Below are 24271 nucleotides of genomic sequence, written 5' to 3'. Positions count from 1 at the left end.
CAAGTCGAAAACGGCGCGCATTGTAAACGAAGTGGCGCCACCTTTGGGGGCCACGGGTCACGAGAATTGGCCCGGCCCCCGGTCGCGCCTATAATTGAACCAACGGATACACGGCAGGCTCGAAACTGAAGGAGCGCTGCCCTCCACGGTCTGCAAGGAGAACATCATGCCCTGGTATGCCTGGTTGATATTGATCATAGCCCTTGGCTCGATCGTGGGTGGCCTGTTGCTGCTGCGCGACACGGCCAAGAAACTGCCCCTGACCGAAGAGCAGCTGAAGAAAATCCACGAGCGCAATGCCGAAATGGACGCCAAAGAGGCGAAAGACCGCTGATGCTCCTTGATGGCCGACCCAGCGGACCGGCCATCATCCCTGCCGGTTACTCCGCTACCACCAACTTGTCGCGGTTGCGCTCGAGCAGCGCATTGCCGATGCCCTTGATTTCCAGCAACTCATCCACCGACGTGAACGGGCCGTGGGCCTCACGGTAGGCCACGATCGCCTCGGCCTTGGCCTTGCCGATACCGTTGAGCTCCTTCTGTAAAGTCAGGGCGTCGGCGGTGTTCAGGTCGAGCTTGGCAGGCTGAGACTCCACTGCAGCTGTCACCACCTGGGTGGCGGACAGCTCGGTGACAGGCGCTGGGGTTGCGGTGGGCGCGGCGCTGATCGAGAAGGACAGGCCGGTGAACAGCGGGAGAAGCAGGTAGGAAAGGATGGTGTTGCGCATTGAGTGGCACTCCTGTGAGGTTGAATGACGAGGCAGCGTTTCCTGGCTGCCCGACACAACTTAGCCCTTCAGGAGGCGGTGGGATAGCGGTGCGTGAGGGGGAATGGTTACGAGATTTAGACGTTACGGCGTGTGTCCCACTTCCTGGGGAAAGGTCGTACAGGAAGTGGGAATGGGGCGTTCGGGATCAGTAGATTTTTTCTTGCAGCAGGCGCTTCAGGTAGGGCCGTAGCTGGACAGGGGTGGCAATGGATCCAAGCTGCTCGGAATCCCATTCTTGGTGCCAAACCGATTCAAGCCCCCCAAATGGAGACCGCGTGTTATTCTTGATTTACCCGGCCACATTCCATCCAACTGCTTAATGATAGGCTGAAGCGTCATATAACTGATAGCTCATTGCATTGGATGTAGGAAAAATCTCTTTTCTAACCCAAACCAAGATACACATCAAAGACTTTATGTTTTCTAGCTTTGATCAGAACATCTAAAACTTAGTGACAAGGCTCAAAATGAAAGTTCACCACCTCACATCTCTATATCCATGCCGTTATAGAGATCGCGCCGAAAGTCTTAGCAAGGCCTCTACAAAACAGAACTCTATAATTAATTTTCACCAAGCAAACACAGGGAGAACGATAAAATGATTCACATAAAAAACGTTCTCTCGTCGCCCTTAACCAGATGCAAAAAAAAACCACTCAACCAAAACATCATTGCATCATCAATACTTATATTGGCCACCCTATTATGGTATCTACCCTGGCTAACCCCTATTACGTCTGGCATAATTGTGCACGATACCATGGACGGAGAGATACCGCTTAATATTTTATTTGGCAACTGGATAAAAGACCAACACCCATGGACAGCAGCACTTAACGGAAATGTTCCTATATGGACATACTCTAGGCTAACTCAGCCATTGTCCTTACTTTACGCCATACTCCCTCCTTCTGCGGCTTACCTCTGCACAGACATATTAGTAAGAGGAATCGCATTTGTTGGAATATTTCTAATTGGGCGCGAAGTAGGCGCCAAGCCGCTAACATCAACATTGATAGCCCTTTGCTTTGCGCTTTCAATAACCTACACCATTCACCTGCTAAGCATTGCAGGAATACCCCTACTAACTTGGTTGATATTATCTGCCCCCAAAGCATCCAATAGAAAAACCATTGGTTATGCAGCAATCGCAATATTTATAGGAAGCAATACAGCACTAGCGCTATCCGGAATTTTTTTTGGGATCTTGGCATTGCCTATTGTCCGATTCGGTTTTGGGAAAAAAATCCAAAAATCGATGTTATACATGATGTTAGCATATGGAACTGGCTTACTAATCGGAAATATAGGATTGATTTATGCGCAATTTTTATCGGGCATAATATGGCACCGAGTAGAATTCGAAAAAATCCTTCCCAGCGACAATCTTACAGCATTGAAGCTGGCGACAATATCACTATTTAGAGACGGTGCCTGGTATCACGTTTCTTCATCGCAACCCATATTCTGGGCGGGCCTAATTTTAGCTTTAATTGGCGCCAAATCAGAAAAAATAAAAGTTTTTAATTTCTTGGCTGCGGTCACGGCCTTCATTTGCATATGGGTTATTTTCAAGACCCCCGCAGGAGCAGCGGCAGCCGAGCATGTTCCACTAGTAAACCAATTGCAAATTGATCGTTTTTATTTTTTGTTTTCAATACTCATCGCCTATGCATGGTTAATAATAGCTTCTAGCGGAGGATTTAGGAAACACCTAATACTTGTTGTTATTCTTACGACCCAAATCGGACTTACGATATATAGTTCACCAGGCTGGACAAAAGCAAGATCCGAACTCCTCGAAGCTACGCCATCACCACTAATCAGTACATTCAACGAATATTATCGAACAAAATGGTTTGATGAACACAAAAAAACAATAGGTAACTCCGCTGTGATGTCTGTCGGATTAGATCCAATGATCTCGCTCGCCAATGGACTTACTACAATTGATGGCTATTTTTCACTTTACCCTCTCTCCTACAAAAAGGAGTTTCGTCAAATTATAGACTCCTCACTTCCTGCCGCCAGAAGTGATTACTTTGATAAGTGGGGCAGCAGAATATACGCGTTTCATGTAACACCTGAAACTATAGATTTTTGTGCTGCGCACCGTCTCGGGGCACGCTTTATAATCTCGACCAAACCAATAAAAATATCGACCCTTTCACTAGCAAGCAAAACTATCGAGAGACCACTTTTATACAAAATAAATAATAAAAAATGCTTAGATTAGCTACGATAAGTTATTTTTTGCAAACAAAAAACATTCAAATACAAGTCGAAAACCTTAAGGCAATAGAAAATGTTAAATTCCCAAACAATTAAATTGCGACTAATCGAGGAATCGGACGCCGAGTTTGTTCTAGGCCTGCGTTGTGACGCCAAGCTGAATAAATATCTATCGCCGGTTCAAGGAAATATCCAGCAGCAGATTGAATTCATAAAAAACTATAAAAAAGATGAACACGCCGGAAGACAATTTTATTTCATAATTGAGCGGAGAGATAATGGAGTCCGATGCGGCACAGTTAGACTCTACGACTTTAAAGGTAAATCATTCTGCTGGGGTAGCTGGATTCTTAATCAAGACAAAACCAGAATGGCTGCGCTGGAAAGCGCACTTTTAGTTTATGAATATGGATTCGAAATACTTGGCTTCGAGAGCTCCCACTTTGAAGTCGCCAAGGCCAACGATAAAGTTATAAGCTTCCACGAGCGCTTGGGGGCGCTTCGCACCAAGGAAGATGAGATTAACATTTACTTCAATATCACTGCCGGGCAATTTAAGATCGCAAAAACAAAGTTGGAGATAAAACTAAAAATACATCCAACCCGATCCCCAAACAGCCAAACCCCAGGGAGAGGATGAAAATTACCTCTCAACCAGACACTTTGTCTAACTAGCGCTTCTGAAAAGCAAGCTTGGAAAGCAAAAAGATGACAGGCAACGTCAAAAAAATTGCTGCCAATGGCGCAAGTCGATCGTCTAACTGGAAAATTTCGATCCATATCCAGAGTATGAATAGAGCAAGAAAATATTGAACAAAATAAATTAATGGCATTATAAAAGCCGTTCTTATGCCTTGATGACTTCTAAAAACAAAAAACCTATTTGATAAGTATGCCAACAAAATCCCAACCGCATAGGATATAGTATAACTTTTCTTATAGGACAAAAAATTCAAAAGCGCTAAATAAATCCCGTACGTCAAAACAGTATTGAAACCGCCAGAAATTATGAACCGAAAAAAAGCCATGTTAGTTAGTTTTAAGGCGCCCGAAATTTTCATGACTCAAGCATTACCTACATCCACCAAAGCCTTGAACTCCTCATAATCCCGGATATAATCGTCAGGATCGTAGTAATGTGACGCAAACACCATAAGCACTGCATCCTTTGAATAATGATATTGGATACCCCAAGTCATTGGCGGAAGATGAATGCCTCTGTTTGGCTTATCAAGTACAAATTCCTCACGATTGATACCATCGTCTGCGACTACATGAATCGAGCCTTTCACAGCCACTAGGAACTGATGGCACTCACGGTGAGCGTGCTCGCCTCGGGTTTCAGCTGTTGGTACGTCATAGATAACGAAATAGCGCTCAGCCTTAAATGGAATGGATCGCTCGAACTCACCCACTGATAAGCTTCCGCGAATATCAGCCACCTCTCGCAGGGTGTGCAGCATGACACCTTTTACTGAGGTGCCCACTACACCTGGCACGTAGATTTTTTCTACGGATTCAGCTTTCATTGTTAACGGCGTTGCGTCGACGTAGCCAATGATTTTCGCCGGGTTGCCGATGACGATTGCATTGGGTGGGATGGAACGAGTCACCACCGCGCCGGCACCAACCATTGCATTAATACCAATGGTGATACCAGGAAGGATTGTGCAATTAGCACCAAGGGAGGCACCTTTTCTAATAAGAGTGCGCGCGAAAGTCTGGGGATGAGCCTTGCTGCGGGAGAAAATATGATTTGTGAAGGTCACGTTGGGGCCAATGAAAACATCATCTTCGATAGTTATTCCATCCCAGACCTGCACGCCGCATTTCAAAGTAACTCGGTCGCCAATAACGACATCATTTTCAATGAAGACATGGTCGCAGATATTACATTCTCGGCCTAATGTAGCACCTGGTAATATATGAGAGAATGCCCATACTTTTGTGCCCTGACCAATACTGTCAGACTCGCATAACGCATGGCTATGAATAAAAAAATTTCTATTATTACTCATCTCTCTCTCCAAATGCTTCAATACGCATTGGAATCGCCAATGGCCGTTTTTTTGTATTTTCGTAGGTGCGCCATGCGTACGAGCCTACGATGCCAAGCCCCAATAAATTCAAGCACCCTAGAAAAGTGATTACGAGAATGATCATTGCATAGCCAGGTACGTGAATCATGCCATGTAACTTTGCAATCAGTGTGAACAGACCGAATAAGGCGGCTAATATTGACCCAAGTGCTCCAACACGGGTTAGTAGTCTAATCGGCAAGTCGGTGAAGGAGAAAACGCTGTCCATCAGATAATTGATTTTTTTGCGTAACGTCCAGGCCGATTTCCCGTGAACCCGCTCGCGACGCGAATAGGTTACGATCTCGCGACGAAAACCCAACCAGAAAATCTGGGCGATCAACGAGCTGTGTCGTTCATCTAATGTCAGCAACGTGTCTCTGAAGATCTTGGTACAGGCGAACATGTCAACGCCGCCCGGCGGGATTTCTGGAATAACGTATCGCCGGTAAAGCCCCCAGAATATTCTCGACGCGGTACGTGTGGCCCAAGGGTCCTGGCGACCTTCTCGCACACCAATCACGACCTCTGTATTTTTCCGCTGAAGCACCCTGTTCATTTCAAGTACGAGCTCGGGGGGTTCTTGCAGATCTGCTGCCATCACAGCAAAGCGCTCGCCGCTACCGTACTGCAAGCCGGTTCGAATCGCCATGAATGAGCCAAAGTTCTTCGATAGTAGAATGAGCTTGGAACGGAAAGATTTTAACGGCAGCTGGTCGCGGAGAATTTCATAACAACGATCAGGACTACCATCGACCACAAACACAATTTCCAGCTCATTTTGAAGACTAACGTTGAGAGCCTCCGCTGCCTTCAGCAGGTCAGGCAAATTGCTTTCATTGCGATAAACGGGGATCACCAGCGTTAACAAAATCATTGCTCCTTGGTGAAAAATGCCTTTACCGCATCAATGACTCTGTCCACTTCTTCATCCGTAAGGCCTGGGAAGCAGGGCAACGAAATTACGGTATCACAGGCTTTTTCAGTCACGATGAGCGACTGACTTGGCACGACGTCATACGCAGGCTGCTTGTGGTCGGAAATCGGGTAGTGGATGTCCGTGCCGATCCGTTTTTCCTTGAGTGCTTCAGCGAACGCTGTTCGAGCTTTGACCCGTACTACGTAAAGGTGAGCAACGTAATCCTCGCCAGTGGATGCCGGCAGTTGCATATCGAATGAGGCAAAGGCGGCATTGTATCGCTGAGCAATCGAGCGACGTTGCGCATTCCAGCCATCAAGCAGTGGCAGCTTCATGCGTAGAATAGCGGCCTGAATTTCATCAAGCCGACTATTACGTCCACCGGGAATTGCAACATGATATTTTTGCGACCAACCATATTGGCGTAACTGTCGAACGCGCGCGGCCAATTCATCGTTATTGGTAACTACAGCACCACCATCGCCCAGCGCACCGAGGTTCTTCGTGGGATAGAAGCTGAAGCACGCAACGCTACCGAAACTTCCGGCCTGCTGGCCGTTACGATGTGCGCCGTGGGATTGCGCGCAATCTTCCAGAACGGGGACACCTGCCGTCGAGGCGACACGAACGATTTCTTCAATATCGGCCATTTGCCCATACAGATGTGTCACAATGACTGCGGCGGGCTTGCTATCGATCACTTCTACCAATGCTTTGGGGCACATGGTCAAAGTATCAGCATCGACATCGACGTATACCGGCGTAGCGCCAACGGCATGAATGGCGGTACTGCTGTAGAAGCCTGCATTGGCAATCGTGACCACTCGGCTGCCATGCTCTACACCCAGACCGCGAAGAGCAAGCTCCAGTGCATCCGAGCCACTGGCGACGCTAAGACAATGATCGACACCCACATAACGTGCGAACTCCTCTTCGAATTGTTTGACTTGACAGCCGAGAATGTACCAGTGACTGTCTAGAACACTTCGAAGGGGCATCATGAAATCGATACCCATATTCGCCCTTTCGGCGGAGAAAAGAACGATATTTTCCATGATGATTCCAAAATAAATGAAAAAATGATCGGCTATATACGTGACAGGTACAGGGTAATCGTAAAAAATGAACTGGACTATGATCGGTGAAGAATCGCTTGCATAACCCCACCACACAGCACTGAACCAGTTACTCACATTACGCCACTAAGTATCAAGCACCTATCGACTTTCGGGCTACGACGCGCGGTATAACGTCAAGAGGCTAGCCATTTTTTCTTTAATTCCTGTAAGAGAATTCGTATTGCTTAGGCATGACAGCGTTTTTCTTGCATAAGGAGCGAGGAACTACCCAGGCATCAGATCGCGGAGCACGACGAGGCTCAAAACCTCATAGGCGACTTCAATGCCAGTTCCCGCTTCAAAAGATCTCACTTGAAGCGGGATATCGACGCTGGAATCAGTAAATTTTTTCTTGCAGTAAACGCTTCAAATACTGCCCATAACCATTCTTGGCCAACGGCGCAGCAAGGGCCTCGAGCTGCTCCGCACCGATCCAGCCCTGACGGAATGCGACCTCTTCAGGGCAGGCCACTTTCAGGCCTTGGCGGCGTTCGATGGTTGCGATGTACTGGCTCGCTTCCAGCAGCGAATCATGGGTACCGGTATCCAACCAGGCGTAGCCACGTCCCATGATTTCCACGGACAGGCTGTTGCGCTCCAGGTAGATGCGATTCACATCGGTGATTTCCAGCTCGCCACGTGGGGATGGCTTGATGCCCTTGGCGATCTCGACTACGTCTTGGTCATAGAAATACAACCCGGTCACCGCATAGCTGGACTTCGGCTGAGCAGGCTTTTCTTCGAGGCTGATGGCCTTGCCATTGGCATCGAATTCGACCACGCCATAACGCTCCGGGTCATGCACGTGGTAAGCGAACACGCTGGCGCCGCTGGTACGCTTGCCCGCGTTACTCAGCAAATGTTGGAAATCGTGGCCGTAGTAGATGTTGTCGCCCAGCACCAGCGCCGATGGATCGTTGCCGATGAAGTCTTCACCAATGATGAACGCCTGCGCCAAGCCATCGGGTGAAGGCTGAACAGCGTAGGAAATATTCAAGCCCCACTGCTCCCCGCCACCCAGCAACTGCTCGAAACGCGGCGTGTCCTGTGGAGTCGAGATGATCAGAATGTCCCGAATCCCAGCCAACATGAGCGTGGTCAAAGGGTAATAGATCATCGGCTTGTCGTAGACCGGCAGCAATTGCTTGGAAATTGCCAAGGTCGCCGGATGAAGACGAGTACCCGAACCACCCGCCAGAATGATGCCTTTACGTTTCATTGCCGTTATTTCCCTTGTATTTCCGTCAGCATCCGTGCCACGCCCTGTTGCCATTCAGGAAGCCGCAGGCCGAAAGCTTTCTCAAGTTTATGCGTATCGAGACGCGAATTGGCCGGCCGCTTAGCCGGTGTTGGGTAGGCGTCAGTGGTCAGAGCGTTGACCGCCTCAGCGGACACCTTCAGCGCCACACCAGCCGCAGCAGCGTGCTCCAGCACAAAACGGGCATAGCCACACCAAGTCGTCTCCCCTGCTGCGGCCAAATGATAGAGCCCAGACAATGCAGCATCGTGGCGCGCCGCGACAATAGCGTGCGCAGTTACGTCAGCGATCAGTTCGGCGCCGGTAGGTGCGCCAAACTGGTCATCGATAACGCCCAAGGTGTCGCGCTCCGTGGCCAAGCGCAGCATGGTGCGGGCAAAGTTATTGCCACGTGCCGCGTATACCCAGCAAGTACGGAAGATCAGATGCTTGCAGCCCGACGCCTGTATCGCCTGCTCACCCGCAAGCTTGCTCTCGCCGTATACGTTGAGCGGCCCTACTTCATCCGTCTCCTGCCAAGGCGTCACGCCCTGCCCGGGGAAGACGTAGTCGGTGGAGTAATGCACCAACAGCGCCCCGGAAGCTGCCGCAGCCTGTGCCAACACACCAACGGCCTCGGCGTTGACTCGGAAGGCCTGTTCGCGCTCCGACTCTGCCTTGTCCACAGCTGTGTAGGCGGCGGCATTGACGATCACATCAGGAGCCCAGTCTTGAACGGTACGCCCAAGGCCTGCCAAGTCAGCGAGGTCGCCACAATAGGATTCACTGCGAGCGTTGAGCGCCAAAATCTCGCCCAGCGGCGCCAGGCTGCGTTGCAGTTCCCAGCCAACTTGACCCTCTTTGCCTAGCAGCAGGATCTTCATGCATTACGCCCGCTGTAGTTCTTCTCGACCCAGTCACGGTAATTGCCGGATTGCACGTTCTCGACCCACTGCCAGTTATCCAGGTACCACTGCACGGTCTTGCGAATGCCGGTCTCGAAGGTTTCCGCTGGCTTCCAGCCCAGGTCGCGCTCCAGTTTGCGGGCATCGATGGCATAACGACGGTCATGCCCTGGGCGATCGGTCACGAAGGTGATCTGCTCGCTGTAGGCCTTGCCATCCTCACGCGGGCGCAGCTCATCGAGCAAGGCGCAGACGCGATTGACGATCTCCAGGTTCGGCTTCTCGTTCCAGCCGCCGACGTTGTACACCTCACCCACCTTGCCCGCCTCAAGCACACGGCGGATGGCACTGCAGTGGTCTTTGACATACAGCCAATCCCGGATCTGCTGGCCATCGCCATACACCGGCAGCGCTTTACCACCCAAGGCGTTGACGATCATCAAGGGGATGAGCTTCTCAGGGAAATGATAAGGGCCGTAGTTGTTGGAGCAGTTGGTGGTCAGCACCGGCAGGCCGTAGGTGTGGTGATAGGCACGGACCAGATGGTCACTCGCAGCCTTGCTCGCCGAGTACGGGCTATTGGGCTCGTACTGGTGCTTTTCAGTGAACGCTGGCTCGTCGGCTGCCAGGGAGCCATACACTTCGTCGGTGGAAACGTGCAGGAAGCGGAAGGCCTGCTGGGCGTCGCTTTCAAGGCCTTTCCAGTGGCCGCGCACAGCCTCGAGCAGGCGGAAGGTGCCAACGATATTGGTCTGGATGAAATCTTCAGGACCGTGGATCGAGCGGTCCACATGGGATTCGGCGGCGAAATTGATCACCGCTCGCGGCTTGTGCTCTGCCAGCAGGCGTTGCACCAGCTCGAAATCACCGATGTCGCCCTGTACGAACTGGTGCTGGGGGTTACCTTCCAGGCTCGCGAGGTTCTGCAGGTTGCCTGCGTAGGTGAGCTTGTCCAGGTTGATCACCGGCTCATCCGATTGAGCCACCCAGTCCAGTACGAAATTTGCGCCGATGAAGCCGGCTCCGCCGGTTACCAAGATAGTCATTTTTCAGATCTTTTTCAGTTGTGTCGCGAAAGAGGATGGCGGGACTTCCTTACACCCGGCCAATACCGGGCTAACGCCCTACTGATGACCGTTTTCACAGAGGCCAGGGGCCTGGACATGCGTACGTCTGGTCATGATTCGGCGGAGGCTGCAGCTCGTAAGGGGCTGAATACCTCACGGGCGGGATTGTACCTTGAACGGTGCAGTATTGCCGAACTGTGGCCAAGTGCCCCACCTGTATAGGCTCTACTCACGCAGGGCTTGTGACGCAAGGCATCAATCGAACAGGTCTGCCTCACTGAGCGACTTGCCGACTTTGTCCTTCTCCGACAACAGCGGCTCCTCAGCCATTGGCCATTGAATACCGACTTCGGCGTCATTCCAGGCCAGGCAACGCTCATGGGTTGGTGCGTAGTAATCGGTGGTTTTGTAGAGAAACTCCGCAGTCTCGGAGAGCACCACGAAACCATGCGCGAACCCCTCCGGGACCCACAGCTGGTGCTTGTTCTCCGCCGATAGGTGCGCCCCCACCCAATGGCCGAAAGTAGGCGACGAACGACGCAGGTCGACCGCGACGTCGAACACCTCACCCTCCACAACGCGCACAAGTTTGCCCTGGGCGTTCTGGATCTGGTAGTGCAGGCCACGCAGGACGCCTTTGGCGGAACGGGAATGGTTGTCCTGCACGAAGCTTACGGCTTTGCCGACGGCGTCTTCGAAGGCGCGCTGGTTGAAGCTCTCGAAGAAGAAGCCGCGGGCATCACCGAATACACGAGGTTCGAACAGGATAACTTCGGGAATGGTTAGAGGTGTTGCTTTCACGGAAAAGATCCTTTGACGTATCTAGTTTTGATGTCAACGGCCGGAATAGAGGCGTATTCATCAGGTGACGATAGCATTGCCAGTAACTAGCGCAGTGCCTAACCGATGTGGGCAAATGGCTACCCACCGACAAAAAATACCGGAGAGTAGTTAATCGCAAATGGCAATATTGAGTCAGGCTACCTGCTCAGGTTTCTGACCGGGTTGGGGTACAGCCAACAATATAGCTACAGGCAGCCAGAATACCGTCCAAGAATCACCTGGCCGCGTATAAATTCGCTCGACATCTGTCAGCATTGCGATTAAAGCAAAAACCAGGGCGGGGAATGCTAGGCGTACCCATGGGTTATCGCGCAGTTTCCACGCTTTGTAAAAAAGCCCTGACAAGCCTGTGAGCATCAAGCCGAGTGAGACTAGGCCACTGTCGTAAATCTGTTGCAGATAAAGACTATGTGCATGGGGAGAAACTGATTTTCCATCAGGCCACAAATATACGAACGGGGTTCCTAAACCGTTACCAAACAACCAATGCCCTGACATAACTTTAAAATAATAAGCCCAAATAGCACCGCGACCTGACAATTGGCGCCCCTTAAACTCAATGAGAACTTGATCCCAAAAAATCACCAAGAGCCCAACCAGTACTAAAAAGCAGAACCCTAAGCCCCAGGCTCCACGCTTTGACTTATGCATAGCTACGGACAAAACACAACTTCCAATTAAAGCAAACCATGCTCCCCGGGTACCAGTCATTAGTACATAAATGGCTAAAACACTGAAGACAACCAACCAAAAAAAACCAGATTTACTACTGGTTTTTTTGTCCAAAGCCATCCCTATTGCCCATACTGCAATAGCCCCATTAAATATACCTGCAGCCACTGGCCAGCCATAGTTTGCAATATCACCGATACCCATCCGATCTATTCGAAAGGCTCGATACACCATTGTTTTATCTAGAATTAGGTACTGATAAATAAGACTTGCCAAAGCTCCTAAAAAAACCACCAACACACTAAATATCAAGGCCCGGCGAAATATTTTTTCATTTAAGTTTAGAAGCAGATTAATCGCCACCAAATATAAACCAATGAGAAGGCCGCGTTTAGCCAACGATAGACTATCGGTTTCAGCCCCTGTAGACCACAGAACACTCAACGATACCCAACCTAAAAAAAACACCCATGGAACATACTGAGCGCCTGGCCTAATTCCGGCTCGCGAGAAAATCTTGCATGATAAAAAAATCAGAGCTGGAAGCAACAACCACAAATAAACCTGAGCATTACGGGCACTACCTGACGTAATCCAAACCTTTCCACTCACCTGAACAAAAAGCCCAATAGCTAATGCCCAAACAATGAAAATGCGCCCCCCCCTAGACGCGAAACTTTTAGAGAGGTGTCCACGAGCGCTATCACTCACAGACTTTTGCTTTATTGCACTCGCCTCAGTACGCATTTTTGTTTATGAACCCTTTGAAAATAGTCATGAATATAATTTTCAGATCGAGCCATAGCGACCAGTTATCGATATACCAGAGATCATACTCAACTCTTTTTTGCATTTTTTCTAGAGTATCAGTTTCACCGCGATAACCACTGACTTGAGCCCACCCGGTAATGCCTGGTTTTACTTTATGCCGCTGCATATAAGATTCCACTAAGTCTTTATAATACTCATTATGGGAGAGCGCATGGGGGCGTGGCCCCACGATAGACATACGGCCTTGCAAGACGTTAAAAAACTGTGGTAACTCATCGAGACTAGTCCGTCTCAAAAAGGCCCCTACACGGGTGATACGCATATCATTTTTCGTTGCTTGCGTAACATTCCCAGAGCCTTCATGATGAACAACCATGGAGCGAAATTTATAGACCTTAAAGTTTTTCCCATTAATACCAGTTCGGTACTGTTTGAACAACACCGGGCCAGTCGATGTTAATTTTATCGCTATTGCAATTAGCAAACAAATAGGGGCAATCAAAACAGAAATAAGAAGCCCTAGCACAAGATCCTCCAAGCGCTTTAGCAAGCGTGGTGGTCCATCCATAGGACTACAACTAAGATCAAGCGAATAAAAACCAGCTATACGACTGACCTTGTGATTAAGAAGAGGAATATCATCCCATTCAGGAATAAATCGGACAGCTACGGTATGATGGCGCAGAGCATACATAATTGAACGAATACCCCCACCCTCACTTAGTGGCAGACACAACCAGACTTCATGCGCCCTCAACTCTTCAACTTTTGCAACCAGAGTCTCTAACCATTGCTCATCCATATTGAATGGCAAGCTATGAACTACTTTAAATCCATATTCATCAAGGCTTCGACCGCTACTTAATTGACTAGCCGAGCTCCCCCCTGAATCCACAAGCAGTACTGTTTTCAGGTTCATTCCAGAAGATCTTAATCGCCGAAGTAGTAAAAAAACCACCCCTCGTAGCAGCAAACTCAATCCGCCACCGGCAATAAGCATAGTGCTAAACCAAATCCTAGAGTAGTTCTCGGAGACCTTAAGAAAAAATGTTAACGAAAGCATAATTCCTGCTGCCGCAAACCATCCCGCCAACAACACACTGAATTGTCGTAAAAATGCATAACCGCGCTGCGACCCATAAACACCGCCCATACCAAGACAAAATACGACTACGATCGCTGTAAGTACAGTTGCATTATTATAGCGACCCGCCATATCAAGGCTGCCGAATCGATAATAATGTGCCAATAACCCAGCAGCTAACACAATGAAAAAATCCAAAAGCGCCACAAAGAACGGCACTGGATAGCGCTCGGCAAAGGTTGGTTGGTAACGAGGAATAGCTTGCATGTCCTTTACAAAGGCTCCTACGGAACGCGGAAAATGAACGACAATGCCCCTCACAGCAGCAGCCATTACAGAATGTTTCCAAAACACCTGTTCCGATGGGCATTCACTGCTGGATGCAAGGCACCCGAGCCCAACAACCTACCAGAAAAATGAGCATTTCCACAGCATCATAGATGTCAAAATGGCCTCGCCAGCACAGAAATTGCCCCTAGACCTAGCTCTACTCACATTGGACATGTGTACAGAAATGTCATAGCGCAGCCGCCAACAAGCCTACAGCACAGCTTTCCACTAGCTTTAGACGCAGACGCCTCCGATGGTGACACTCTTTAATCACACTCACCCGTTGCTTAGGCGATACCTCCAGATCAGGCTGCTCTCCAGCCCCTATCGAAATGCGATGCATTATTACTTCAGGGTTCAGCAATTGCTCTTGCCTAGCAGAAACTACTAAGAGGCCTCAGTTTGAGTGGCTAGGCTCATTCAGAGGAAGTGTCGATATCCTCAGGAACAGTTGAGCATGTAATATGCACTGGAGAAATGCGGATGGTTTAAGTGAATCGCCTCTGGTTTCCTAGTCCAAGTTCAGAAAATAGCGTTTCTCTTACGCTACTGGCGACAGCTGCATAGCACTGCTATGTCGGCGTTTAGGGTTATAGAACATCTCGATGTAATCGAAAATATCACTTCGGGCTTCGTCACGCGTCCCGTAGATTTTTCGTCGGATTCGCTCCCACTTCAAAAACTGGAAAAAGCTCTCGGCTACGGCGTTGTCATGGCAGTTTCCGCGCCGACTCATACTGTTAATCATGTTGTTAGCGTTCAAAAAACTTTGCCAATCTGGGCTACTGAATTGACTGCCTTGATCTGAATGAATCATCACTTGTTGCTGTGGCTTGCGGCGCCACGCAGCCATCAACATCGCGTCGATCGCCAGGTCGCTACACATCCTAGGCTTCATTGACCAGCCAATCACTTGGCGGAAAAACAGATCCAGTACTACCGCCAGGTATAGCCATCCTTCATAGGTGCGAATGTAAGTGATGTCTGTCACCCAGACCTTATTCGGCTCGCTGACCTTGAACTACCGCGCAAGGTGGTTAGGCGAGGCGACGGTTGGCTTTCCGCCATAAAACCCTGGGCGACGTCGATAACCCGTTTGCGAACGCAGCCCCTCCGCTTGCATCAAGCGCCCGACTCGATTTCGTCCGCATGTCTCTCCCAACTCACGCAGGTCATCGTGAATTTTGCGGTAGCCGTACACACCTCCGCTTTCCAGCCAAGCATGTATGATCAAGCCAAGCAGACGTTGATCTTCTTTGGCTCGGGCAGATTTCGGCTCGGCCAGCCAGGCGTAGTAGCCGTCGCTGGGGTGCACCTTGAGGGTTTGGCAAAGGCGCCGCACTGTGTAATCAGTCGAGTGCTTCTTGATAAAGGTGTACTTCAGCCGCACTCTTTGGCAAAGTACGCGGCGGCCTTTTTTAAGATGTCTCGCTCTTCGGTCACGCGCTTGAGTTCAGCGCGTAGCTTGCGCAGTTCAGCCTGCTGATCGTCATCTTGCTGACGCTGTTCTTGGAGCTTGCTGTAGACCTTGATCCAGGCGTAGAGGCTGCGCACGGACATACCCAGGCGCTGGGCGACATCGGCGACAGGCTTGCCTTTCTCGGTCACTTGCTTGACCGCTTCGATCTTGAATTCTTCCGGGTAACACTGACGACCCATGGCACCTCCTATTTGGGCCTAATTATGAGGCTTGGAGGTATCTAGGAAACCAGGGGCGATTCAAAATATCAAACCAAAAGTATGCCTCATACACAAATAAAATATCTATAAATTGCTTTGGAACATAACTATGCCATATGTTTTACCTACGGGCATTCAAGATTCCATTTGAGCAATATTCGATTTCATCTGGAAACATTAACGTACTCGTAGTGACTCTGCCTCGCTATCGGCAGCTATTTTAACAACTAGTATTATCGGGAGACTCCCATTCGGAGCTCTATTGGTCGGATAAAAGATGATACCCCCCACAAAATCATATAAAATATAAATATTTTATCAATTGTTACGGGCGTGACTATTAATGCATATGAGGCAACACTCTCGTCGAGCTTAGTTGCCTCATGCACGGCAGAGATGACTTAATCGCTCTCCGAATATTATACATCAGTGCTTATATGAACACCTTAAGCATTATAACCTTTTGTTTTAGCAAGCCAACTATTAAGTAATGCCTCGTATTCTTCTAGGACTTTTTTCCAGGTGAATACGTCAAAGTAACGCTCTCGGCTAGCTGTTTTCATAGCTTGCAAGGAAAAATCATCATAGAGAAGCGTATCAAATATTTTTTGGCATTCTACTTCATTTGAAAAATAAGCAGCTCCATCTCCCGCAACCCATCGATTGAAATGATTATCATGAGCTATAACTGCACAACCTGCTGCCAGCCCCTCTACCAATGATGGATTCGTGCCTCCAACACGGTGTCCATGAAGATAAAAGCGACTAAAAAGTCTCAGTGCATCAACAACCTCAGAGTCATATATCGCACCAACAAATAAGACCTCGTCACTTGCTGCAGAAATTACAGACTGATGGTAGCTATTCTCATCGGGCATAAAGTTTCCCAACACCACGAGAGTATGATCACGGCGCTTAGAACTAAACGCTCGAATCATCTCTAAAAGAGAGTTTTCTGGTTCAGGGCGTGCAATGATAACCGAGAACTTACCAGCTTTAATCCCAAAACGTGCAAGTAGTTCGTTATCAGCAACAGAAACATCTCTCCCGCCGTAAGGAATCATCGTAATCTTATTTCGACTAACACGTGTAGCTAGGTGATCAGCAATTCTCGGATGGTCTGCGATCAGATGATTTCCAATCCAACACCCTGCTCGCTCATTTAACCAGAACCATGCTTTGGCAACTTTCCCCCACTTGTCTCTTTTCCACTCTATTCCGTCCATATTTATAATGTTAACTTGCCCTTTAATTCTTTGAGCAAGATTAAATATGGCTGTATTGTAGCCCAACGTGAGGAATAATCTATTCTCGCCTAGTGCATGAAAAATACTTTTAGCATCAAATAAAATAGTGCCAAGAGCGCCATGCTGCCTCACAGGAACATGCACTCGCCTGACACCTTTCCAATGACTTTCTGTAATCTCTCCACGCCCCTCTTCTTGACAGTATACCGTCACATCCCAACCTAGACCGACAAGGTAAAGAGAAAGATATTCTGCAAAAGTCTCAAAACCACCGTGCTGAGCTGGGATGCCGCGAATTCCTAAAATACTTAGCTTTTTACTAGACATTCTTCCTCTCTACAGAAAACAAAATCATAAAAGATGAAATATAAGCAATTGCAGAAATTTGATGTTTCCAACTAACAGCATTAGATAGTCCGGCGACCGAAAAAGTAACAACCATAGACACCCAAAACCAATTACTGTCAAATCTAAATTTACTTCGCAGCATTAGTAAAATCGGCAGAAAGAAAATTAAAAAATAAAAATAAGCACCTGGTAAGACCCCATAAGAAGACAAATAATTTAGTAGGTCTTGATGGGGGTCGAGAATGTCCTCAAATGGAATAAAATACTGTTGTTTATGAAACGCCCAGTTACCTGGGCTGACGCCGAGCCCAAGATGTTCCTTGATCATATCAAATGTTCCTAGCCACAATATCAACCGAGTGATCATTGAGCTTGATTCGGGCGTGACTAAAATAGAAGAAGGATCCGAATAGTTCTCCGACACCAACTCCATACCGTCCAGCATACTGATACCGGCAGGAACATAATTAAAAAATACTGCCCCGCAAACCATAAGGACAATCACACTCACTATAGCGTAGCGGATATTTCCATGACGAAGAAATATCAAAAACGCACAAGAAATAACAATTACAAGCAAAGAGAATCGAGTACCCGTGCCAATAATTGCTAATGAGAAAATCAAAAATAAAAAAAACCTTACTACATAACTAATTCTAGAAAAACTCCCACACACCAAAAATACAGAAGCCATGGCAAATAGGTGCCCCAAAGAATTCACACCGTAATTCCCACTGGTCAGGCGCTCAGAACGGGACAGGTATGTAAATATTAACGACTCAAGCAACACCATAAGCACGGCTAACAGGATGGAAAAAGATATTTCTCTCTGATACAGCGATGGATTTGAAAATACAAAAAGCAAATAGATTAAGAGTAGATATCTTATTTGAAAACCGCCCATGACCGTCAGCCAAAATGACTGATTTATTAAAGCGCCCAAAACAACTGATAAAAATAGGAAAAATACCCCTCCACCAATTAGAGCGGCCCTTAAAGAAAGACTCCGAGAGAAATCGCAGTATCGAACCACTCCTAAGAGTAAAAATAAATCAATATGTGTGAATAATGAAAATTCTGGTGCCCCCTCCGTCTCAGACATCATCAAACCAGGAAACATGTCATTTATAGCATTAGGCGTAAACAGAATTATCAAAGGTGCAATTAGCCAATACCAACGCTCTTTTACTAAACCTAAGAGCACAAGGAAAGAGAAGAATGCTAAAGACAGCAACGACATCAACGAAATGGATTGCCCTCCGTTCAAACTGACACCAGCATAGGCACTCACAGACAACCATATAATGAAAGATATGAATAAAATAATATTAATAATCCGAGCACGAGGCAGCATGTGACCTTGAATATCCATGCTACTTCGCCTCCTCTAAAGCACACTCGATCCCACTCTTTGAAAATAAAGAGGAAAGCAATTGATGCTCTCCATCTCGTTTAATCTCTATAGCGTCAGCGGCAATAGAAATACATCGAATCTTAGGATACAGCGCCTTAATATTAATTAATGCTGAGCTATAAAAGCTAACAACAACCCCCGCCGACAAGACAGAAACTAACTCCTCAGCAGGCATCTGTCGTAGATCAACCGTCAACTGTCGCATATATTCAAAATTTGTAAAAAAATCATGATGCGGCTTATAATAACATATTTCAGAACTGCAACTATTCAAGAGTTTCTCGATCCGCCGCTCTCTCTCTTCGGGAGATAAAACCCCCTCTGTATTTTGATCAAGAAAAAGAACTACTCCAGGATCAAACTCAGTCAAGCTAGGTGCAGGGGACAATGTAACAACTCGCCCTACCTTTTTTTTTCCAACAGCTAGATCGCCATGTGATAAATAGAGTTCATTAATATATCTAAGGTCATAGCCAGCCAGATGACCACTCATTTCAGATATTTTAAATCCAAAAGATTTTATTATAACTCTACTAAGCAGTCCAACATTAAGAAATGTACTACGGGCATCATAATAATTTGCTAGGCCATCCTCGTATACATTGACACTTTCCAAAACATCCAGAAAAAATAAAGGATGGCTAAATGCATTATTCGGGTGTGGCACATATAGATGAATCGGACGTTTGAAAAAAATCAGAACCCTCACGTACATCAGAAAATAGATAAGCGAAAGTGCATAGCTTATTGATCTTCCAAGATGCGACGTTTGAAGAATCCATACTGCGCGCTTATAGCCTGAAACCTTAGGCCAGCTTTTTGTAAATGCACATACGACCCGCCCAGAAAGGGTGGGAATTAATCGTTCCGCAAAAAATGCATGGTAGGGAGTAAATCCCACCACTATGTGAACAGGACGCAAATTCGTGCCTCCACTGACTCCAAAAAGCTAAGCAACTGGTGTAAAAATTAAACTACTCAATGTCATCAAGACGTACTGGAGTATTCGCTTGAACTGATTTACGTAGACGTTTTCCTAAGATTTTTTCATACATTTTTGGCGGTAGTCCATATCCAGGCCTAACACTTCTAATCGATTCGGGATTAATAAAGTCACCGGCTGCCAAATTTTTCACAAAGTATAGGGAACGCCGAAACTTTACATTCCCTTGCTCACTGGATTTGCATCCATACACTACTCCTCCTAACGCACTCCATGCAGTCTTTGATGCATCACACAAATGCTTGAGCTCCTTTGGCTCAAGAGAAAAACTATCATCCGGGCCTCCACCGTTTCTATTAAGTGTGAAATGCTTTTCAATGATAGATGCCCCCAACGCAATACTGGCAATTGCGGTAGTATTGTCGAGTGTATGATCAGACAAACCTACCACCGCATCATATTTTGAAAGCATGTCTGGGATAGTTCTAAGATTATAATCCTCTGCAGGCGCAGGGTACCCACTAACACAACGAAGAATTGCCAGATTAGTGCATCCTACCTCTCGAGCAGCATGAACTGCTTCCTCAATCTCCTCTGCATCCGCCATACCGGTAGAGATAATTACAGGTTTCCCTGTGGAGGCAACGTAACGAATTAAAGGAATGTCAACTGCTTCAAAAGAGGCGATTTTATAGGCAGGTGCATTGAGATCTTCAAGTAAATCTACAGCTGTATTATCAAAGGGAGAACTAAAAATTGTAATACCAACATCCCGCGCATGCTCAAATAATTTTGCGTGCCAATCCCAAGGCATAGCAGCTTCTTGATAAAGCTCATAAAGAGTTCTGCCATCCCACAGCCCTCCTCGTATAGTAAACTCTTCTGCAGACGAATTTAATGTTATAGTATCTGCAGTATACGTTTGAAGCTTAACAGCGTCCGCGCCGGCCCGTTTAGCCTCCTCAATGATTCGCAACGCATTTTCAATCCTACCATTATGATTAGCTGATAACTCAGCAATTACGTAGGGATTGAAATCAGCACCAATTTTCCGCCCATTAATTTCTATGCAAGGTTTCATATCAGTACTCACCGCCTAGTCAATTTTTTATGTAGCTCATCTTGGCGCGCACTCCACTCCGTAGCAAGCAAACCAAGGCGAACCACATCTACATATTTTTCATCAACAAGATGTTGCTCTCGCAACACCCCTTCTATATTAAATCCGAATTTTTGATGGAGTTTTACTACTGCTGCATTAAAAGCAAGTACCTCGCAGCACAATTTATGCAGCCCCATCTCATAAAATGCGTAATTGAGCGCCAAAAACTCCATTCGGCTACCCGTTCCTTTAGGTGCTTCCGGATTCGCATAGAAGGCCCAACTACTATTTTTACTCTCTTTGTCGATACCCGTAAACGCGACAATTCCTTGTGGATGCCCCGCATCCACATACATAAAATACTTATTTTTATCTGATGACTTTATTTTATCCCACCACGACAAGTGCTCCTCAAGCGTTATAACCTGCCGGGTATACATATTCAAACGAACCGCTGGCGAATTACGCCAGGCCAACATCATTTCTAACTCGGAGGAATCGATACCTCTAAGCTGGCCAAGCACATTCGTCATAAAGACCTCACTGTAATTTTATTAAAAATCTCAGCAACTACCTTATCAATGCCAGCCCCATCAGTAATCGCTGCAGCATGAGTACTCATCGACAGCCTATAACCAGGATCGTCAAGAATCTTTGCGATAGCACTGAGCAATGAAGCTTCAAAAAGCTCGTCCAATGCCACAAGTTCAACTGCGTTTGCTGCTGCAAGAAGAGAAGCTGCATAACGCTGATTTTCAGCCAAAATTAGCATAACCGTAGGAACCCCTAAACAGCTACGCTCCCAAGAGGTAGCTCCAGCGGCCCCAATGGCGATATCAGAAGCTGCCATCAACTCAGCCATGTCATTCACATTAACTCGGACATTCGTTTGATAGCGCATACATTCTGAAAACTTTGTTACTTGCTCAACCCAGGGAGCACTCTTTCCCATCACAACAATGATTTCAGTTTCAGAGGGAAACTTACAATTATTTAATATACGCAAGACCCGTAACGTAACATTATCTTGGTCCACCCCACCCATTGAAACTAGTATTTTATTAGTATTACTGAATCTGCGTCGCCTTAAGCTAGCTGCTCTTAACTCCGAAAAGCGAGGCCTAAGCATTGCATATTGCGCACCGCACAGAAGCACACACTCGGTAGGGACACGTGTAGTATAGTCTGCTCGATCACGTCCGAATGTTTGATCTACCAAAATATCACAATCATGATTACGATCAGCTAGATCATCAATTACAGCTATAGTATCAACTGATTGACGAAGCACTTGCTCCCACCGAAAATCAATTGCGTAGTGGTCAACAACAACAAGAACCGGCTTTCTTGGCAGGGTATTGATAAAAGTTTGCGCATCAAGTGCATCTTGTTCTTGCGAAACTTTCAACCAAGCCGAATGAAATATTTCATCATTCTTGGTTGACGCCCAACTCTCACCGGAAGATTTAAGCAAAAATACTTCATACCCTCTATCAACGATAATATCCGCTAAATGGCCGGGGGCTTCTCTACAGATGAATATACACTTCAAGCCTTTTGCTTTAAGCCCATCAGCAAGCGTGAGACAGCGCATTACATGCCCACTCCCAATTTCAAGAGAGGCATCGACTCTTATTATGACAGATTGATCACTCATTAGTGCTACGGTCCATCTTCATCGCACTAAACATAAGTTCTGCACGAATCCAGTCCTCAGGCGTATCAATATCTTGGACCTTATGGCGATCCAACAAGATAGGAATCGCGGCTTCGCCAAATAATGGATCACCTGCTAGCCACGCAGCAGAAGTTCCCCAATAAAATTGGCCCGCATCATGATAGACCTCTTCAAGATCCTGCGACCTCACCAGATAGTTATCAGGATAGAGCATTTGTACTCGCCCCCCCTCAGTCATTCTGATTGCGCGCTGAATTGGAAACTCGTAGGATGTAACAGAGAAAGCATATTTAGCATTACTACTTCGCAATGCTTCTAACCCCTGCCCTATAGCTTTAGCATCTATAAAAGGTGCAGTAGCATATATGCAGCATACTTCGTTGACACTTGCATTGGCCGCTTGATACCACTCAATCGCATGTTGAACTACAGGTATTGTGCCAGTGTGGTCATCCGATAACGTTTCTGGTCTAAAAAATGGAACTTTAGCGCCATATTTTGTGGAGATTTGTGCAATCTCTACATCATCAGTTGACACCACAATTTCATCGAAGCACCCGCTGTTTAGCGCAGCTTCAATGGACCAAGCAATCATCGGTTTGCCAAAGAAGTCCTTTATATTCTTGCGAGGAATACGCTTACTTCCTCCCCGAGCAGGGATTACTGCCAACCTCATTCCTGAAGCGCCTTCTTCAGCGCAGACACAACCTCATCTTGCTGCTCTTCACTCATCGTCTGGAACATTGGGATACTAATAGCTTCTCGGTAGTACTCCAGCGACAGAGGAAAATCCTCCGGTTTAAAACCCATAGCACTGTAATACGGCTGTGTATGCACCGGAATATAATGAAGGTTCACACCGATACCCTGCTCACGCAGCGACTCAAATACTTGACGATGTGATTTTTTAATCTTGCCCAATTGCAAGCGAATAACATAAAGATGCAACCCGGAGTAGCTGTCAGGGTGCTGCCATGGGAGGGTTACCGGCAACGTGGCCAGTAAATCATTATAACGCTCTGCTAATTGATGCCGACGTGAAATGTACTGATCTAACCGTTCCATCTGGCTAACGCCCAAGGCGGCTTGCAGTTCAGTCATACGATAATTGAAACCAAGGTCAACCTGCTGATAGTACCAAGGCCCATCCGCTTCATGAGTCATCTGTTGCGGGTCTCGGGTAATACCGTGACTGCGCAATAGTGCCATTTTATTGGCCAACTCGGCATCATTGGTCAAAGCCATACCACCTTCAGCAGTAGTGATGATTTTTACCGGATGGAAACTGAAGATCGTAATGTCACTGTATTTACCATTACCGATAAACTCCCCTTGATACTTGCCGCCGATGGCATGAGAAGCATCTTCAATAACTTTGAAGCCATAACGCTGAGCTAGCACATGGATGGCTTGCATGTCGCAGGGCTGGCCACACAGATGCACAGGTACAACAACCTTAGGCAAGGTGCCGTCACGCTCAGCCTGCTCCAATTTACGCTCGAGCGCCTTAGGACAAAGGTTATAAGTACTTGGATCGATATCTACAAAATCGACTTGTGCACCACAATACAAACCACAATTAGCGGAGGCGACAAAGGTAACTGGGGTTGTCCAAAGACGGTCGCCAGGCCCAAGCCCCAATGCGAGGCAAGCGATGTGCAACGCGGAGGTAGCACTATTTACTGCTAGCGCGTGCGTGGCCCCAACGTGCTTCGCAACCAGCTGCTCGAAACGAGGGACCATTGGGCCTTGGGTAAGGAAGTCAGACTGCAATACCCCAACCACAGCATCAATATCAGACTGGATAATATCCTGGCGACCGTATGGAATCAT

The 24271-nt window shown here is 47.3% G+C and carries 22 protein-coding genes and 1 pseudogene; 3 read left to right on the top strand and 20 right to left on the bottom strand.

Annotated elements, in window-relative coordinates; all coding sequences use genetic code 11:
• Positions 1 to 166: 166 nt before the first annotated feature.
• Entirely contained in the window at positions 167 to 334 is a 168-nt protein-coding gene (locus ACXHGZ_RS05235) for a DUF2897 family protein (protein WP_084854939.1), read from the top strand.
• Positions 335 to 380: 46 nt separating this feature from the next.
• Here the strand turns inward: ACXHGZ_RS05235 and ACXHGZ_RS05230 are convergent, their stop codons facing one another.
• Positions 381 to 728 carry a ComEA family DNA-binding protein gene (locus ACXHGZ_RS05230; RefSeq protein ID WP_480462738.1) on the bottom strand — a complete coding sequence of 116 codons (348 nt, stop codon included), beginning with the start codon at positions 726 to 728 and terminating at the stop codon, positions 381 to 383.
• 640 nt (positions 729 to 1368) lie between these two features.
• Here ACXHGZ_RS05230 and ACXHGZ_RS05225 point away from each other — a divergent pair.
• Positions 1369 to 3006: a DUF6044 family protein gene (locus tag ACXHGZ_RS05225; RefSeq protein WP_480462737.1), complete on the top strand. Its 1638-nt coding sequence runs from the start codon at positions 1369 to 1371 to the stop codon at positions 3004 to 3006.
• A gap of 69 nt (positions 3007 to 3075) precedes the next feature.
• Positions 3076 to 3642 carry a GNAT family N-acetyltransferase gene (locus tag ACXHGZ_RS05220; RefSeq protein ID WP_480462736.1) on the top strand — a complete coding sequence of 189 codons (567 nt, stop codon included), beginning with the start codon at positions 3076 to 3078 and terminating at the stop codon, positions 3640 to 3642.
• A gap of 31 nt (positions 3643 to 3673) precedes the next feature.
• On the opposite strand, the gene ACXHGZ_RS05215 is transcribed toward ACXHGZ_RS05220, so the two are convergent.
• The 19 genes and pseudogenes from ACXHGZ_RS05215 to pseC form a co-directional block, all read right to left on the bottom strand.
• Positions 3674 to 4063: a GtrA family protein gene (locus ACXHGZ_RS05215; RefSeq protein WP_480462735.1), complete on the bottom strand. Its 390-nt coding sequence runs from the start codon at positions 4061 to 4063 to the stop codon at positions 3674 to 3676.
• A gap of 3 nt (positions 4064 to 4066) precedes the next feature.
• Entirely contained in the window at positions 4067 to 5020 is a 954-nt protein-coding gene (locus ACXHGZ_RS05210; RefSeq protein ID WP_480462734.1) for a WxcM-like domain-containing protein, read from the bottom strand.
• A complete protein-coding gene (locus ACXHGZ_RS05205) occupies positions 5013 to 5957 on the bottom strand; it encodes a glycosyltransferase family 2 protein (RefSeq protein WP_480462733.1) in 945 nt (314 codons plus the stop codon). The genes ACXHGZ_RS05210 and ACXHGZ_RS05205 overlap by 8 nt, the downstream gene beginning before the upstream one ends.
• The gene (locus ACXHGZ_RS05200; protein ID WP_480462732.1) at positions 5954 to 7192 is read right to left on the bottom strand and encodes a DegT/DnrJ/EryC1/StrS family aminotransferase; all 1239 of its coding nucleotides are present in this window, start codon (positions 7190 to 7192) and stop codon (positions 5954 to 5956) included. Before ACXHGZ_RS05200 ends, ACXHGZ_RS05205 begins: the two co-directional genes overlap by 4 nt.
• Before the next feature lie 262 nt (positions 7193 to 7454).
• Positions 7455 to 8336: a glucose-1-phosphate thymidylyltransferase RfbA gene (gene rfbA / locus ACXHGZ_RS05195; RefSeq protein ID WP_224459281.1), complete on the bottom strand. Its 882-nt coding sequence runs from the start codon at positions 8334 to 8336 to the stop codon at positions 7455 to 7457.
• 5 nt (positions 8337 to 8341) lie between these two features.
• Positions 8342 to 9238: a dTDP-4-dehydrorhamnose reductase gene (gene rfbD / locus ACXHGZ_RS05190; protein ID WP_480462731.1), complete on the bottom strand. Its 897-nt coding sequence runs from the start codon at positions 9236 to 9238 to the stop codon at positions 8342 to 8344.
• On the bottom strand, positions 9235 to 10305 hold the full coding sequence (gene rfbB / locus ACXHGZ_RS05185; protein WP_224458326.1) for a dTDP-glucose 4,6-dehydratase: 1071 nt from the start codon (positions 10303 to 10305) through the stop codon (positions 9235 to 9237). The genes rfbD and rfbB overlap by 4 nt, the downstream gene beginning before the upstream one ends.
• 276 nt (positions 10306 to 10581) lie before the next feature.
• Complete coding sequence (gene rfbC / locus ACXHGZ_RS05180) at positions 10582 to 11127, bottom strand: dTDP-4-dehydrorhamnose 3,5-epimerase (RefSeq protein ID WP_480462729.1); 546 nt, start codon at positions 11125 to 11127, stop codon at positions 10582 to 10584.
• A 174-nt stretch (positions 11128 to 11301) separates the two neighbouring features.
• Positions 11302 to 12552 carry an O-antigen ligase family protein gene (locus tag ACXHGZ_RS05175; RefSeq protein WP_480462728.1) on the bottom strand — a complete coding sequence of 417 codons (1251 nt, stop codon included), beginning with the start codon at positions 12550 to 12552 and terminating at the stop codon, positions 11302 to 11304.
• A 25-nt stretch (positions 12553 to 12577) separates the two neighbouring features.
• Positions 12578 to 14029 carry an undecaprenyl-phosphate glucose phosphotransferase gene (locus ACXHGZ_RS05170; protein WP_465001834.1) on the bottom strand — a complete coding sequence of 484 codons (1452 nt, stop codon included), beginning with the start codon at positions 14027 to 14029 and terminating at the stop codon, positions 12578 to 12580.
• Between the two features lie 538 nt (positions 14030 to 14567).
• Positions 14568 to 15685: pseudogene (locus ACXHGZ_RS05165) on the bottom strand (IS3 family transposase).
• Between the two features lie 467 nt (positions 15686 to 16152).
• The gene (locus ACXHGZ_RS05160) at positions 16153 to 17280 is read right to left on the bottom strand and encodes a DUF1972 domain-containing protein (RefSeq protein ID WP_465001833.1); all 1128 of its coding nucleotides are present in this window, start codon (positions 17278 to 17280) and stop codon (positions 16153 to 16155) included.
• On the bottom strand, positions 17273 to 18673 hold the full coding sequence (locus ACXHGZ_RS05155) for an O-antigen ligase family protein (RefSeq protein WP_465001832.1): 1401 nt from the start codon (positions 18671 to 18673) through the stop codon (positions 17273 to 17275). The genes ACXHGZ_RS05160 and ACXHGZ_RS05155 overlap by 8 nt, the downstream gene beginning before the upstream one ends.
• A 1-nt stretch (position 18674) precedes the next feature.
• On the bottom strand, positions 18675 to 19637 hold the full coding sequence (locus tag ACXHGZ_RS05150; RefSeq protein WP_480462727.1) for a polysialyltransferase family glycosyltransferase: 963 nt from the start codon (positions 19635 to 19637) through the stop codon (positions 18675 to 18677).
• A 52-nt stretch (positions 19638 to 19689) separates the two neighbouring features.
• The gene (pseI, locus tag ACXHGZ_RS05145) at positions 19690 to 20739 is read right to left on the bottom strand and encodes a pseudaminic acid synthase (protein ID WP_465002217.1); all 1050 of its coding nucleotides are present in this window, start codon (positions 20737 to 20739) and stop codon (positions 19690 to 19692) included.
• Positions 20740 to 20747: 8 nt separating this feature from the next.
• The gene (gene pseH, locus ACXHGZ_RS05140; RefSeq protein WP_465001830.1) at positions 20748 to 21293 is read right to left on the bottom strand and encodes a UDP-4-amino-4,6-dideoxy-N-acetyl-beta-L-altrosamine N-acetyltransferase; all 546 of its coding nucleotides are present in this window, start codon (positions 21291 to 21293) and stop codon (positions 20748 to 20750) included.
• Positions 21290 to 22417 (bottom strand): UDP-2,4-diacetamido-2,4,6-trideoxy-beta-L-altropyranose hydrolase, encoded by a 1128-nt coding sequence (gene pseG, locus ACXHGZ_RS05135; RefSeq protein ID WP_465001829.1) that lies wholly within the window; start codon positions 22415 to 22417, stop codon positions 21290 to 21292. The genes pseH and pseG overlap by 4 nt, the downstream gene beginning before the upstream one ends.
• Positions 22410 to 23114, bottom strand: a complete 705-nt coding sequence (pseF, locus tag ACXHGZ_RS05130) for a pseudaminic acid cytidylyltransferase (protein ID WP_465001828.1) — start codon at positions 23112 to 23114, stop codon at positions 22410 to 22412. The genes pseG and pseF overlap by 8 nt, the downstream gene beginning before the upstream one ends.
• Positions 23111 to 24271: a UDP-4-amino-4,6-dideoxy-N-acetyl-beta-L-altrosamine transaminase gene (gene pseC / locus ACXHGZ_RS05125; RefSeq protein ID WP_465001827.1), complete on the bottom strand. Its 1161-nt coding sequence runs from the start codon at positions 24269 to 24271 to the stop codon at positions 23111 to 23113. Before pseC ends, pseF begins: the two co-directional genes overlap by 4 nt.

Source organism: Pseudomonas shiyinii, from assembly GCF_056725765.1.
This window is presented reverse-complemented; position numbering and strand designations above follow the sequence as displayed.